Source organism: Kaistella treverensis (assembly GCF_900114045.1).
In the GTDB taxonomy this organism is placed as follows: Bacteria; Bacteroidota; Bacteroidia; order Flavobacteriales; family Weeksellaceae; genus Kaistella; species Kaistella treverensis.
Genome location: NZ_FORQ01000001.1, coordinates 365,198 through 379,693, shown reverse-complemented (window position 1 = coordinate 379,693; position 14,496 = coordinate 365,198). Strand labels below are relative to the sequence as shown.

General features: G+C 39.7%; 10 protein-coding genes. 9 read left to right on the top strand and 1 reads right to left on the bottom strand.

All coding sequences use genetic code 11. The features are described from left to right. Positions 1 to 114 precede the first annotated feature (114 nt). The 8 genes from BMZ55_RS01870 to BMZ55_RS01830 all read left to right on the top strand — a co-directional run bounded on the left by BMZ55_RS01870 (position 115) and on the right by BMZ55_RS01830 (position 12,994). On the top strand, positions 115 to 2,241 hold the full coding sequence (locus tag BMZ55_RS01870; RefSeq protein ID WP_089818158.1) for a S9 family peptidase: 2,127 nt from the start codon (positions 115 to 117) through the stop codon (positions 2,239 to 2,241). Positions 2,242 to 2,486: 245 nt separating this feature from the next. After that, a complete protein-coding gene (locus BMZ55_RS01860; RefSeq protein WP_089818154.1) occupies positions 2,487 to 4,166 on the top strand; it encodes a peptide MFS transporter in 1,680 nt (559 codons plus the stop codon). A gap of 133 nt (positions 4,167 to 4,299) precedes the next feature. Then, positions 4,300 to 5,805 carry a peptide MFS transporter gene (locus BMZ55_RS01855; protein WP_039344805.1) on the top strand — a complete coding sequence of 502 codons (1,506 nt, stop codon included), beginning with the start codon at positions 4,300 to 4,302 and terminating at the stop codon, positions 5,803 to 5,805. A 136-nt stretch (positions 5,806 to 5,941) separates the two neighbouring features. Then, positions 5,942 to 7,453: a peptide MFS transporter gene (locus tag BMZ55_RS01850; RefSeq protein WP_089818153.1), complete on the top strand. Its 1,512-nt coding sequence runs from the start codon at positions 5,942 to 5,944 to the stop codon at positions 7,451 to 7,453. Positions 7,454 to 7,482: 29 nt separating this feature from the next. Next, complete coding sequence (locus BMZ55_RS01845) at positions 7,483 to 8,016, top strand: thioredoxin family protein (RefSeq protein ID WP_089818152.1); 534 nt, start codon at positions 7,483 to 7,485, stop codon at positions 8,014 to 8,016. A 95-nt stretch (positions 8,017 to 8,111) separates the two neighbouring features. Next, entirely contained in the window at positions 8,112 to 10,202 is a 2,091-nt protein-coding gene (recG, locus tag BMZ55_RS01840) for an ATP-dependent DNA helicase RecG (RefSeq protein ID WP_089818149.1), read from the top strand. 114 nt (positions 10,203 to 10,316) lie between these two features. Beyond that, entirely contained in the window at positions 10,317 to 12,755 is a 2,439-nt protein-coding gene (locus tag BMZ55_RS01835; protein WP_089818147.1) for a DUF5686 family protein, read from the top strand. A gap of 2 nt (positions 12,756 to 12,757) precedes the next feature. Continuing rightward, on the top strand, positions 12,758 to 12,994 hold the full coding sequence (locus BMZ55_RS01830) for a BTB/POZ domain-containing protein (protein ID WP_039344817.1): 237 nt from the start codon (positions 12,758 to 12,760) through the stop codon (positions 12,992 to 12,994). On the opposite strand, the gene folP is transcribed toward BMZ55_RS01830, so the two are convergent. Further along, the gene (gene folP, locus BMZ55_RS01825; RefSeq protein WP_233701867.1) at positions 12,991 to 13,848 is read right to left on the bottom strand and encodes a dihydropteroate synthase; all 858 of its coding nucleotides are present in this window, start codon (positions 13,846 to 13,848) and stop codon (positions 12,991 to 12,993) included. The genes BMZ55_RS01830 and folP overlap by 4 nt on opposite strands. Positions 13,849 to 13,929: 81 nt before the next feature. Between folP and BMZ55_RS01820 the strand changes: the two genes are divergently transcribed. Beyond that, positions 13,930 to 14,496 (top strand): DUF1599 domain-containing protein, encoded by a 567-nt coding sequence (locus BMZ55_RS01820; protein WP_089818145.1) that lies wholly within the window; start codon positions 13,930 to 13,932, stop codon positions 14,494 to 14,496.

Below are 14,496 nucleotides of genomic sequence, written 5' to 3'. Positions count from 1 at the left end.
AATTTCGTTTTTTTAATGTGCTTCGATACATCAATAATTTTGCCAAGATAATGATAGCAGAAGTTCGCCGCGTTTTGGTTATTTTATTATCTTTGAAAATTATCCTATTTAATTATGAAAAAAATCCTCATTTCGCTGGCTATTTTTAGCTCGGTTTCCTTTTTCTCGCAGACGATAACTTTAGACAAAATTTACTCTGGTTATTACCGCGGCAAAGGAATTTCTGGAATTTCTTCGCTAAAAAACGGCGAAAATTATGTCGTTATCGAACCTGATGGAATCGCAAAATATTCCTATAAAACCACCAAAAAAGACGGAAATATCGTGGAAGGCAACTTCCAGTCGTATATTTTTAATGATGATGAATCCAAGATTTTATTATTAAAGGAGAGTCAGCCAATTTACCGTCATTCATTTTTAGGAAAGTTTGACGTCCGCGATTTGAAAACCGGAAAAATAGTGAATTTAAACGGCGGAAATTTCGTTCAGGAACCCACTTTTTCACCAGACGGCACCAAAGTAGCTTTCGTGGCAGATAATAATCTTTTTTATCAGGATTTAAACTCTGGAAATATTGTAAAAATCACCACCGACGGCAAGAAAAATTCAATTCTGAACGGACTTGCAGATTGGGTTTATGAAGAAGAATTCGGGCACGCGAGATTGTATGAATGGACAAAAAATTCTGACGCTATTGTTTTTGTAAAATCTGATGAATCACAAGTTCCGGAAATGTACATCCCGATTTACGAAAAGCAGCTCTACCCGTCGGAAATGCGTTTTAAATATCCGAAAGCGGGTGAAAAAAACTCGGTTGTTTCAGCACAACTTTTCCGTTTGGATAATGCTAAAACCATTGCTTTAAACCTTTCCAACTTCAAAAATTATTACATTCCAAATGTATATCACACGGCAAAAGCTGATGAAATTATTTTAATCACTTCAGAAAGACTGCAAAATGCTTCCGATGTTTTAAAGGTGAATACCAAAACCGGAAATGTGACCAAACTCTTCACAGAATCCGACAAAAGATGGATTGATACCGACAATGTGACCTTGGAATTTTTAGATGACAATTCTTTTATTTGGGGCGCTGAGCGCGACGGTAACCGACATCTTTACTGGTACGATCAAAATGGAAAGTTGAAAAAGCAAATCACCAACGGAAACTGGGAAGTAACCAATTACTACGGCTACAGCCCGAAAACAAACGAGGTTTTCATCCAGACAACTCAGTTGGGAAGCATTAATAAAGTGGTTTCGAAAGTAAATATCAATACCGGAAAATCCACCGTAATTTCAAATAATTCCGGCACAAACAGTGCAAATTTCAGCCAGAATTTTAATTATTTCATTGAAACCTCATCTTCAGCACAAAAACCTTACACGTATGTTTTGAAAGACGGAAACGGAAAAGTGCTGAAAGAACTTCAGAATAATCAGGAACAACTGAAAAAATTGGAAGCTGACAATATGGTGACTAAAGAATTTTTCACCATTCCAAATGAAGCCGGCGACCAAATGAACGCCTGGATTATGAAACCGAAAGATTTCGATCCGGCGAAAAAATATCCGCTGTTTATGTTCCAATATTCCGGGCCGGGCTCGCAGCAAGTGACTAATTCCTGGGATACAGGAAATGGTTTATGGTTTAATCACCTCGTTCAGCAAGGTTATATCGTGGCGTGTGTTGATGGTCGCGGAACTGGCTACAAAGGAACCGATTATAAAAAAGTTACTTATTTAAACCTCGGAAAATATGAAATTGAAGACCAAATTGCTGCTGCAAAATGGTTCGGAAAACAACCGTACATCAACAAAGACCGTATCGGGATTTTCGGCTGGAGTTACGGTGGTTATATGGCGTCTTTAGCGTTGACAAAAGGTGCTGATGTTTTCAAAACCGGAATCGCCGTGGCGCCAGTAACCAACTGGAGATATTACGATACGGTGTACACCGAAAGATTCATGAGAACGCCGCAGGAAAATCCGAAAGGTTACGATGACAACTCACCAACGAGTTATGCCCAGCTTTTGAAAGGAAAATTTTTGCTTATTCACGGTACGGCCGATGATAACGTACATTTCCAGAATTCAATGGAGTTTTCGGAAGCATTGATTCAGAACAAAAAACAGTTTGAATTTATGGCGTATCCGGATAAAAACCACGGTATTTTCGGTGGACAGACGAGACCACAACTTTACCAGAAGATGACGAATTTCATTTTGGAAAATCTTTAATCTCGTTTAAATTAAACTTAAAGCCGCTCAAATCTGAGCGGCTTTTTTTTGCCGGTAAAACCAGTATTTTTTTGAAATTTCCATAAGCAAAAAATTGGTCGGAATATGGCCGAAAAAATTCAGTTTCACTTTTTTAATATTCAGCAAATTAGAAAAAAATGCCTTTTTAACGGCGAATTTTTTAAAGTTCACCGTGGTTTTGGTATTCAATAAAAAATCCTATTTTTGAGAAAATTAAAAACTTTATGGAAAAATCGACCAGAAAACATCCGAAAGGATTGCCGTATTTATTTTTTACGGAAATGTGGGAGCGTTTCGGATACTATCTGATCCTCGGAATCTTTGTTCTGTACATGATCGACAGTGAAAAAGGCGGCCTTGCCTTCAGTGATAAAAGCGCCGATGATATCTTCGGGACTTTCATCGCTTTGACCTATTTAACGCCTTTCCTCGGCGGATTTTTAGCGGACAAAGTTTTAGGTTATATCAAGGCAATTTATATTGGTGGAATATTAATGGGACTCGGATATTTGGGCGTGGGCTTGTTCAAAGAATTACCACTTTTTTACGCTTCGTTAGGTTTGGTTATTTTAGGAAACGGTTTCTTTAAACCAAGTATTTCCACGCTTTTAGGAAATCTTTATAACGAAGAACCTTACAAAGAAAATAAAGATGCAGGCTATAATATTTTTTATATGGGGATTAATATCGGTGCCTTTATCTGTAATATTATTGCCGCTTTTATGCGGAATAAATATGGTTGGGGACCAGCTTTTATGACGGCTGGTGCAGGAATGTTCATCGGTTTGATTGTTTTCACCATGGGAAGAAGACATATTTTAGAAGCTAATATTTTGAAACCTTCGCAGGAAGGTGACACCAAAATTTCCGACATTTTAATTAAGGTATTTTTACCTGCAATTGTCGCTGGTTTTATCGGTTGGATGATCCCGAATAATATTTTCGGCAGCGATTCTACCGACGCCTTTATTTTTGCCTGTATTCCGGTGATTTATTTCTACGTAATGCTGTATGTAAAAGCAAATTCAGAAGACAAAAGACCGATCGGCGCATTGCTTGCCATTTTTGCGGTCAGCGTGATGTTTTGGGCGGTTTTCAAGCAAAATGGAACAGCATTAACCCGCTGGGCGAAAAACTATACCGACCGTTCTATTCCGGCGCCTTTTGTTGAACCGCTGCGTGCAATTAATTTAATTGACGGTAAAGACGGCGTACAGGGAAAAACCTACGAAATGAAGGAAGTTTCGGTTTACGATGACCAGTACAGAGCCGAAAAAGATGCAAATGGCGAACCGAAGAAAGAAGTAGCACCAGACATCTATTTCCGCAATATTTCTGAAGAGCAGAAAGCGCATTTAGCTGAAAATCCGCAAAAGGAAATTGCGCTCTATAACACCGAACTATTCCAGTCGATAAATCCGGCGTGGGTAATTTTGCTCACGCCTGTAGTTGTTGGCTTTTTCATGTATCTGCGCAGAAAAGGTAAAGAACCAACAACGCCTGGTAAAATTGTTTTAGGGCTTTTCATTTCAGCACTTTCGTGTCTCGTGATGGTTGGCGCAGTGTATGCCGGAGATAATGGTTTGGTAAAGGTTTCCGCGATTTGGCTTATCGCTTCTTATGGTGTAATTACACTAGGCGAACTGTGTCTTTCACCGATGGGACTTTCACTGGTTTCAAAACTTTCACCACCGCGAATTACGGCTTTGATGATGGGCGGATTTTTCCTTTCAACCTCCATCGGTAATAAGCTTTCGGGTGTACTTGCAAGTTTCTGGTATGAATATGACAACAAAGCCAATTTCTTCATCGTAAACTTTGGCTTGCTGTTGCTCGCCACTTTGCTGGGCTTATCAATCCTGAAAAGATTGAACAAGATTATGAAAGAAAAAGGGGTGAATTAAGGCTAATTTTCTTTAACGCTAAAACCGCAGAACAATTCTGCGGTTTTTTTGTTTAATATTGTGAAATATGTTTGTAAAAACCCAAAAAAAACTATATTTGCTAATCTTAACAAATAATTAACACTGAAAAATTATGGATAACACAGTACAGAAAGGCCACCCGAAGGGATTGTACCTTTTGTTCATGACCGAAATGTGGGAGCGTTTCAGCTACTACGGAATGCGAGCGATCTTCGTTCTGTATATGACCAAAATGCTTTTAATGGGCGATGCCGAAGCCTCCGAGATTTATGGAAGTTATACCGGCTTGGTTTATTTAACACCGCTTTTGGGAGGTTATCTATCTGACCGCTTTTTAGGAAACCGCCGAAGTATTGAAATTGGTGGTATTTTGATGGCTTTGGGTCAGTTTTTCATGTTCTTTTCAGCTTCTACTTCCGGCGCGAGCGCAATCACGCTAATGTGGGTCGGACTTACACTTTTGATTATTGGTAATGGATTTTTCAAACCAAATATTTCCACCATGGTGGGCCAGTTGTATCCAAAAGGCGACCGAAGAGTAGATTCAGCCTTCACTATTTTCTACATGGGAATTAACTTGGGAGCGTTCTTCGCACCTCTGGTTGCAGGTACATTAGCAGAAAAAGTTGATTTTAAATGGGGCTTTTTAGCTGCAGGAATTGGGATGATAATCGGTTTAATCACCTTCATGCTCCAAAAAAACAAATTATTGGTTGATGAAAACAAAGAACCTATCGGTTTGCCAACTAACAAATTTGGGATCGCCCAGTTCGGAATGGTTGCCGGCGCAATTGCCATGATTTTCTTCTTCATGAACTTTAAAACCATGTTCAAGAGCGATTTAGATATCATTGGATATCTAATTTATGGCGCAATGATTTTAATGCCGTTAATCGTATTAACCGATAAAGGACTTTCAAAAGAAGAGCGTGACCGAATTATGGTCATCTTTATCCTCGCTTTCTTTGTAATCTTCTTCTGGGGTGCATTTGAGCAGGCAGGAGCCTCATTGACAATTTTCGCAGACAGACAGACGGACCGGACCATTTTTGGTTGGGAAATGCCTGCCAGCTATTTCCAGTCTGTAAATCCACTGGCGATTATCTTATTGGCACCACTATTCTCTTCACTTTGGTTAAATCTTGGAAACAGAAACCGCGAACCTTCTTCACCGAAAAAAATGGCATTAGGTTTAGCTCTTGTAGCTTTAGGATACGTTGTTATCGCCTTTGCAGTGTACGGAATGGGCGCAATGGACAAAGTTTCTATGTTCTGGTTAATCGCCTTGTACGTAATCCACACCATGGGTGAACTTTGCTTATCACCGATTGGACTATCAATGGTTTCCAAACTGTCACCACTTCGTTTTTCATCTTTATTAATGGGAACCTGGTTCTTAGCCAATGCGGCAGCGAATAAATTTGCGGGAACGCTTTCAGCTTTGATTCCGGGAACTGGCGAAGAAGGTTCTGGAGCAAAAGTGACTTCATTCCTTGGTTTCCAGATTGAAAACCTTTTCGATTTCTTCCTGGTATTCATCGTAATGTGTGGTATTGCAGCTGCAGTACTTTTCGCAATGAGCCGTTGGTTAGAAAAGAAAATGCACGGTGTGAACTAAAATTCACGTTTTAAATTAATACAAAAAACCATCGATTATTCGGTGGTTTTTTCTATTTTCGTGTGTTCCATATTTAGGAAAAAGCTTGGACCAACTATTTATTACCGCCTAAAACGACTATTTTTTATAAAATAATATGAATTTAACACTAGAACAAATACAGGATTTTAAGGGGAAATATCCGAAACAAATCTGGTCACTTTTCTTCTCGGAAATGTGGGAAAGGTTCTGCTTCTACGGAATGCGCGGAATGCTTGTCTTTTTCATGATTTCGCAACTGAAGTTCGGTGATGAGCAGGCGAATTTGCAGTACGGTGCTACGCAGGCTTTTGTGTACGCATTTACCTTCGTTGGTGGGCTTTTCGCTGATAAGATTTTAGGTTTCAGGAAATCGCTGTTTTGGGGCGGCTTATTAATGATTGTCGGAAGTTTAATTTTAGCCACTAATCCGCATGATTTTTTCTTTTTGGGAATTTCATTTACCGTTGTCGGCACAGGTTTTTTTAAACCAAATATTTCCACCATGGTGGGCAAACTTTATAGAAATGGCGACACGCGTACAGATGCAGGTTTTTCCCTCTTTTATGCCGGAATAAATCTTGGCGCGCTGCTCGGCGGGTACCTTTGTATAGCAATTGGTAAAGGCGAAATGCTTTCAAGCCTGATTCCGGAAGACAAACGCTGGAATGTTGCTTTTGGTTTAGCTGCAATTGTAATGGTCATCAGCTTAATAAATTTTGTTTTTACACAAAGAAGTCTCGGGCCGATTGGTTTAATGCCGCAGAAAACACTTGCCGACGGAACTTCTGTTCCGATGGAAAAATGGAAAGTTTACGGCGTTTATGCGCTGACTTTGGTTTTCGTTCCGCTGATTATGACCATGGTTTCTGTGCCGCAATACACCGATTATTTTATGTGGACCGTAGGTCCTTTAACCCTGATTTACCTCTTTTATGAAATGTCCAAAGTAACAGCTTCCGAAAGAAAAAAACTTTGGGCGGCGCTTGTCTTCATCATGTTTTCCATTATTTTCTGGGGAATTTACGAGCAATCAGGCGGTTCACTAAGCATTTTCGCTGCAAACAATTTAAATAAAGATTTACTCGGACTTGATCCAAACGGCGTGAACAATTCCGGCGGAGCATTTTTCATTATTTTCCTAGCGCCAGTTCTGGGTTTATTCTGGATTTGGCTTAGCAAAAAAAGGCTGGAGCCGAATACTTTAATTAAATTCGGTCTGGGCTTTATTTTCCTCGGGTTAGGTTATTATGTGCTCTTCGCGACAAGGTTTTTTGCTGATTTGCAAGGTGTAACTTCATTGAACATTTTCACCATCGCTTTGTTGGTCATCACTTTTGGTGAACTGTGCTTATCTCCTATCGGCCTGTCGATTATGACCAAACTTTCCACCGAAAAACTACAGGGAATGATGATGGGAATGTGGTTTTTGGCTTCAGCATACGGCCAGTATGTCGCCGGTATTATCGGTGCAAGCATGGCGACCGCAAAAGAAGGCTCAACAAATATGGACGCGCTTTTGGCATATACCGAAGGTTACAAGCAGCTTGGCTTATATGCTGTAATTGCTGGTGTTGTTTTAATAATAATTTCCCCTTTGGTTAAGAAATTGATGCAGGATGTTCGGTAAGCTGAAAAACTGGCTTAATCCTAAAGCAAATGAAAAAAATTTCCCTCTTTTTAGCCCTTTTTTTTCTGATTTTTACGTCCGGTCAGATTAAGTGGATGACGTTGGAAGAAGCTGTGGAAGCGCAACGAACTGTTCCGAAAAAAATTCTGATTGAATTTTATACAGACATTTGTGTGACCTGCAAAAAGATGGAAACCGAAACTTTTAACCATCCGCAGATTGCGGAAAATTTGCAGAAAAATTATTACCTCGTAAAATTTGATGCCGAAAGCAAAAAAAATATTACGCTGTTTGGCCGAAAATTTTCGAATTTAGGAACATCGAAAAGTAAAAATGGAGGTTCTCTTCACGAATTCACCAAGTTTATGAGCGTAAATGCGGTTCCAACAACGGTTTTTTTAGATGAACAAAGCATGCCGATAACTTTGCTGCAAGGCGCTATCACCGCAAAAGAACTGGAGCCGTACGTGACTTTTATTTCTACGGATGATTATAAGAAAATAAGTTCGCGCGATCAGTGGGAATCTTACCAGAAAAAATTCAAATCGAAAATTAAAGATTAACTTCGGTTTTACTTCATAAAAAGACTTTCAAATAATTTTTTTGGAAGTCTTTTCTATTTTGTCGAAATTCGCTACCGTTTAGAAAATTAAGCAATTTGACCTTAGAAACGCCCATAGAATTTTTAAAAGGAATCGGTCCCGACAGAGCTAAATTCATTAAAAATGTCTTGGGTTTCACCACCGTTTACGATTTTCTCACCTTCTACCCTTTGCGTTATATCGACAAAAGCAAGGTGTACGCAATTAAAGATTTAAAAGCGGATTTCGAAAATGAAATTCAGCTTAAAGGAAAAATCACCGATTTACAAGAAGTCGCGTACGGAAGCGGAAAAAAGCGGCTTTCCGGGAAATTTCGGGATTCTACCGGTTCTATTGAAATCGTATGGTTTCGATATTCGAAATGGATGAAAGAGCAAATTCCGCTGAACCACGAAATCTTTATTTTCGGAAAAATTACCGAGTTTAACGGCATATTTTCTATGGCACATCCCGAAATTGAAATCGATGAGAAAAAAGCCATTTCAGGAAGTTTATTGCCGATTTATCCCGGTAGCGAAAAGCTGGCAAAACGCGGCCTGAACAATAAATTCTTTCAAACAGTTTTAAAGGAAATTCTGAAAAATTTGCCCAATTTAACAGCAGAAAATCTTCCGGAAAATTTGCTGAAAAAACTGAAACTCATCGGTCGGCTTCCAGCGCTTTACAATATTCATTTTCCGAAAGATATCAATCATTACAAACACGCTGAAAAACGTTTAAAATTTGAAGAAGCGTTCTTTTTTCAGCTTGGTTTTGGTTTGAAAAAACAGCACCACAAAACCTCCGTGGTCGGTAATCCTTTTCCAAAAATTGGCGATAATTTCAATGATTTTTACAATAATCAAATTCCGTTTGAATTAACCAACGCACAAAAAAGAGTGCTGAAAGAAATCCGCACCGACATGAAAAAGCCGATTCAAATGAACCGATTGCTTCAGGGCGACGTCGGTTCCGGCAAAACGATGGTCGCGCTGTTATCGATGCTGATTGCGCTTGATAATGGTTTTCAGAGCTGTTTTATGGCACCTACCGAAATCCTGGCGCAGCAGCATTATAATTCGTTGCAGGAACTTTTGGTGAATACCAATATTAAAATTCGCCTGCTCACCGGTTCCACCAAAACTTCGGAACGGAAAATTATTCATCAGGAATTGCTCAGCGGAGAACTCGCAATATTGGTCGGCACACACGCGGTTTTGGAAGATATTGTGCAGTTCAAAAACCTTGGGCTTGCAATCATCGATGAACAGCACCGTTTTGGTGTGGCACAGCGCGCGCGATTGTGGGCTAAAAATAGAATTCCGCCACATATTTTGGTCATGACAGCGACACCAATTCCGCGCACTTTAGCAATGAGTTTTTACAGCGATCTTGACGTGTCGGTTATCGATGAACTTCCGGTTGGCCGGAAAGCAATTATTACCGCGCACCGCCGGGAAAAAGACCGCTTGACGATTTTTCGGTTCGCAAAAGAAGAAATTGAAAAAGGCAGACAAATTTATTTCGTGTATCCGCTCATCGAAGAATCCGAAACACTGGATTATAAAAATTTAATGGAGAATTTTGATCATATTCTGGAGTTTTACAAAGGTTATAATGTAACCATGCTGCACGGCCGCATGAAGCCTGCGGAAAAGGAAGCTGCGATGAAATATTTCGCTTCCGGAAATGCTCATATTATGGTTGCGACAACGGTTATTGAAGTGGGCGTAAACGTTCCGAATGCCTCGGTAATGATCATTGAAAGTGCCGAAAGGTTCGGGCTTTCCCAACTTCATCAGCTGCGCGGCCGTGTCGGTCGCGGCGCGGAACAGAGCTATTGCATTCTGGTGACTTCTGACAAATTAACCAGCGACAGCCGCACCCGTATGAAAACCATGGTAGAAACCAATGACGGTTTTAAAATTTCCGAAGTTGACATGAAACTACGCGGTCCCGGCGATATTCTCGGCACTCAGCAAAGCGGCGTTGTAGATTTCAAAAAACTGGATTTAATTACCGACAGCAACATCATTAAAGCTGCTAAAGCCGCGGTAGAAGAACTTCTGGAAGCAGATCCGCGATTAGAAAACTCCGAAAATTTCGCATTGCGGACGTATTATGCAAAGCAATATAAAGGCAAAAACAAATGGAGCCGGATTTCTTAGGTTTATAAAACTTTAAAAAATTAGGTGTTTTAACAGCTAATTTTCACCAACTACCATCTTTGTTGCTAAAAATTTGCTGTTTTTATTCTATTTTTTTGAATACTTTTGCTTGGTATGAAAAAATCTTTATTCTCGCTCTTTTTCTTTATTTCCCTTGCCGCTTTCGGGCAGTCCAAAATTACTGTTTTCAGCACTGGTGACCGCGTTCCTTTGGCGAATGCCGAGATTTTCTGCAAAGAAAAATTAGCCGGTAAAACAGATAAAAATGGCGTTTTATCTTTTAAAACAAAATGCAAGCAGGTTTCGGTAAAAGCTGCCGGTTATTATGAAGACGACGTTGTCGTGGATAAAGTGATGGAAATTGCACTGTCTAAAACAGATCCCAAAACCCAGTCTATTCAGGCTGTAATTATCGCTGATAAAAGCGATCCGCGTGCTTTGGCGATTTTAAAAAAAGTGAATGATAATTATAAAGAAAATTCACCGAAAAGCCTGGATTCTTATTCTTATAAATCCTACGAAAAAATCTCCTACGATTTAGATCAGGACAGCATTCAGCAGTATAATCAATCGCTGGATAATATGATTGATTCACTGAAAACGCTTCCCAAGACCACGCAAACCACAGATCAGAAAAAGGATTCGCTGGAAACTGAAAATGTAATGAAACTACTCGGCCGCAACAAAATGTTTTTGTGGGAACGCGCCACTGAATTCCTGTTTTCAAAAAAATATGGTGAAAAAGTAAATATTCTGGATAACCGCATTTCGGGTTTGCAGGAACCTGTTTATGAACTGCTCGCGCTGCGCTCCAACAGAAACCAGATTCCACGCGAAATCCGCGAAGAAAACCGCGCGCTTTACCGCTTTTTCCTCACCGACAGCATCATGATCGACGGGCGAAAAAATTACGTCATCCGCTTTCGTCAGGCAGATTATAAAAAACCGGTCCAACGAAGGAAATTCAACGGCTATCTTTACATCGATGCTGAAAATTATGCTTTGAAAAAAATCGAAAGCAACAGCAAAGTTAAAAGCAACGGCACGATAACCAGCATTTGGACGCCGATTGACAATAAATGGTTTCTGCTGCAGGAAAATTTAAAGCTGAAAATGGGCAGCACCAATTTCGATGCTGAACAACCAGAAGATAAAAACGAAAAAAAACAGCAAAAAGCCGGCAAAAAATTCGGGAGCTATGTTTACATACGTTCGGATTATTTTGATTTTAGAATTAATCCGGATCTGGAACCGAAAAAGTTCTCTGGTTACTCGCTATCGGTAAAAAATTCTGACGGAAATTCGCTGGATTTATACCGAACGGAACCATTAACAGCGCGTGAACAAATGACTTACACCGCGATTGACAGCGTTGGGCAAAAGTATAAACTCGATCAAAAACTGAATATTTTGAGTGGCTTGTTAGACGGAAAACTGCGCGTTGGTAAAGTAGATTTTGACGCACTTCAGCTCTTCAAATATAATCTTTACGAAGGAGTTCGTCTTGGTGCCGGCGTGAAAACCAATGAAAAATTCAACAAATATTTTTCACCCGACGCTTATTTTGGTTACGGTTTTAAAGATCACACCTGGAAATACGGCGCCGGAATCGACATTAAGACAACTTTAGAAAAAACCTCGTTTTTCCGGGCAGAATATTACAACGACGTTGAAGCTGCCGGACGCTTCAATGAAGATTTGTGGAACTTCAAAATGAAAGTAATGAACGGTGGAATTGACGCCAGCAACGACCGTTTCTACGGTTTTGAAGGTTATAAGCTCTCGTACGAAAATGATTTGACAAACACTTTAACGCTGAAAATTTCCGCAAAAAAGGAGCGCGAAGCAGCAAAATTTAATTATAATTTTAATGATCTTGGTGTTGAGTTTGAAAATTTTGCCACACAGCTGACTTTGAAATACACGCCGCGCTCGAAAAGCATGATGACGCCGTCTGGCAAAGTGACTTATGACCAGAAATATCCTGAATTTTACTTTAATTATGAACAGGCTTTGAAAACTTTAGGTGGCGATTTTAATTTCAGCCGTTTTGATTTTTTAGCGCAGCATCAGTTTAAAACAAAAGCCGGACTTACCGGACTACGCGCTTATACGGGTTTAACGACGGGCGAAGCGCCGATCTGGCATCAATTTGCGATCAACGGGCTTGGAACTGCCAGCTCTTCTTTCAATTTTAATTTTACGTCGTATCTCGGTTTTGCGACCATGGAAGGCGGAAAATATTACAACGACAAATTCATCGGTTATTACTTCACGCACCGTTTGCCGTTTTATTTCCGTACGGTTGGAAAAACGACTTCAAGCTTCAATTTGCTGTATAAAGGAATTACCGGCGACATGAAAAACCCGGAATTTCACCAGTTTAAATTTGAAAAACTGGATCATCTTTACCAGGAAATCGGTTTTGAAACCAACCATATTTTAGGAACACCGTTCGATTTAGGACTTTTCTACCGCGTTGGTCATTACGCGACCGATTCGTTCAAAGATAATTTTGCGGTTCAATTGAAATTGAGCCTTTTAGGATTTTAGAAATGAAAAATATACAGATTAAAGCAAGTTCTTTTTTTGAACTTTTAAAAGCGAAAGACACGTCGATGTGGGAAATTTTCACACAAATGATCGATGGTAATGAAAAAGAAATTATTTTTCTTGATGACGAAGACAAAATTCTTTTCACCTACATATTGCCCGAAAATTTAGAAAAACTTGAAAGTGACCGGAAGCAATTTGCCGCAGAATACGCCGAAAAACTCTCGGGTTTAAACTAATTTTCGAGGAAAATATCCAGTATTTTTTTTGTTTCCGCAACATCGTGCACGCGTAAGATTTTAGCGCCGTTTTTCAGTGCTTTAAGGTGCAATTTTTGCGTTTCTTCTAAGATATCCAAAGCTCCTTTTCCTAAAGGCTTGTAAATAAAAGATTTCCGTGAAATACCGATCAACAGCGGAAAAGTGCCGAAAGAAATATGTTGCAATTCGTCGAGAAGTTGATGTTGTTGCGCCACATTTTTCCCAAAACCAAAACCCGGATCCAGAATAATATCTTTCACTCCGAGTTTTCGAAGCTGTTCCACTTTTTCGGAAAAATAATAGTTTAACGCCAGAATAATATCGTCCGGAACGACTTTTACGTGCATGTCTTTATAACCTGGATTTACGTGCATTAAGATGTATGGAAGTTGCGTTTCAGCCGCGATTTCGAACATTTTGTCATCGTACATTCCGCCGGAGATATCATTAATGATATCAATTCCTTCATCAAAACCAAATTTTACCGTTTCCGAATAGAAAGTATCCAGCGAAATTAAAGTGTCGGGAAACTGTTTTTTAATTTGAGAAATTATGCCTTTTAAGCGGGAAATTTCTTCTTTTGCAGTCAGCAGTTCGGCTTTCGGACGCGTAGATTGTGGACCGATATCAATAATTTCTGCACCTTCTGAAATCATTTTTTCTGCCTGCAAAACGGCACTTTTTTCTGAATTAAATTTTCCGCCGTCCGAAAAGGAATCCGGAGTTAAATTTAAAATTCCCATAATTTTCGGTTTCGACAAATCGATCAGACGGCCACGACAATTTATGGTGCGGAAAATGGGGAAAACCGGAGGTGAAACTGCACTTTTCATCAGACAAAAATACAATTTTAGCGCGTTCCGCCGCCAAAACTCTCAGCCGAAATTCTTATCTTTGAAAAGTTTAGAATTTTTATGCAAAAAACAGCTCAACAGTTTGACCAGGTAATTGCCGAATGCCGCGAACTTTTCAGTCATAAGCTTACAGATTATGGCGCATCTTTCCGGGTTTTGCGCACACCGTCTTTAACCGACCAGCTTTTTATCAAGGTTAAAAGTCTCAGAAATTTTCAGACCATCGGTGTTTCTAAAGTTGGTGAATCCGAAGAAGAAAACTTCATTGCGATCGTGAACTACTCTATTATCGGTCTCATTCAGCTGGAAAAAGGTATTGCCGACGATTTTAAACAAGACAAAGCTGAAATACTGAGCTTGTACGACCGCTTTGCACAGGAAGCAAAAGATTTGATGCTGAAAAAAAATCATGATTACGGCGAAGCCTGGCGCGAAATGAGAATTTCATCCATCACCGATCTCATTTACCAAAAAGTCCTCAGAACCAAGCAGATTGAAGATAATGCCGGCGAAACTTTGGTTTCAGAAGGAATTGATGCGAATTACTTCGACATGCTGAATTACGCCGTTTTCTGCCTTATTAAATTTTCCGAGGAAAAAACGACTTTTAAACCAGATTTTATTTGA

Excerpts from the sequence above, each read along its gene's own strand:
- BMZ55_RS01820 (WP_089818145.1), top strand. The coding sequence starts at position 13,930 with ATGCAAAAAACAGCTCAACAGTTTGACCAGGTAATTGCCGAATGCCGC.
- BMZ55_RS01870 (WP_089818158.1), top strand. The coding sequence starts at position 115 with ATGAAAAAAATCCTCATTTCGCTGGCTATTTTTAGCTCGGTTTCCTTT.
- BMZ55_RS01830 (WP_039344817.1), top strand. The coding sequence starts at position 12,758 with ATGAAAAATATACAGATTAAAGCAAGTTCTTTTTTTGAACTTTTAAAA.
- BMZ55_RS01845 (WP_089818152.1), top strand. The coding sequence starts at position 7,483 with ATGAAAAAAATTTCCCTCTTTTTAGCCCTTTTTTTTCTGATTTTTACG.
- BMZ55_RS01850 (WP_089818153.1), top strand. The coding sequence starts at position 5,942 with ATGAATTTAACACTAGAACAAATACAGGATTTTAAGGGGAAATATCCG.
- BMZ55_RS01855 (WP_039344805.1), top strand. The coding sequence starts at position 4,300 with ATGGATAACACAGTACAGAAAGGCCACCCGAAGGGATTGTACCTTTTG.
- folP (WP_233701867.1), bottom strand. The coding sequence starts at position 13,848 with ATGAAAAGTGCAGTTTCACCTCCGGTTTTCCCCATTTTCCGCACCATA.
- BMZ55_RS01860 (WP_089818154.1), top strand. The coding sequence starts at position 2,487 with ATGGAAAAATCGACCAGAAAACATCCGAAAGGATTGCCGTATTTATTT.
- BMZ55_RS01835 (WP_089818147.1), top strand. The coding sequence starts at position 10,317 with ATGAAAAAATCTTTATTCTCGCTCTTTTTCTTTATTTCCCTTGCCGCT.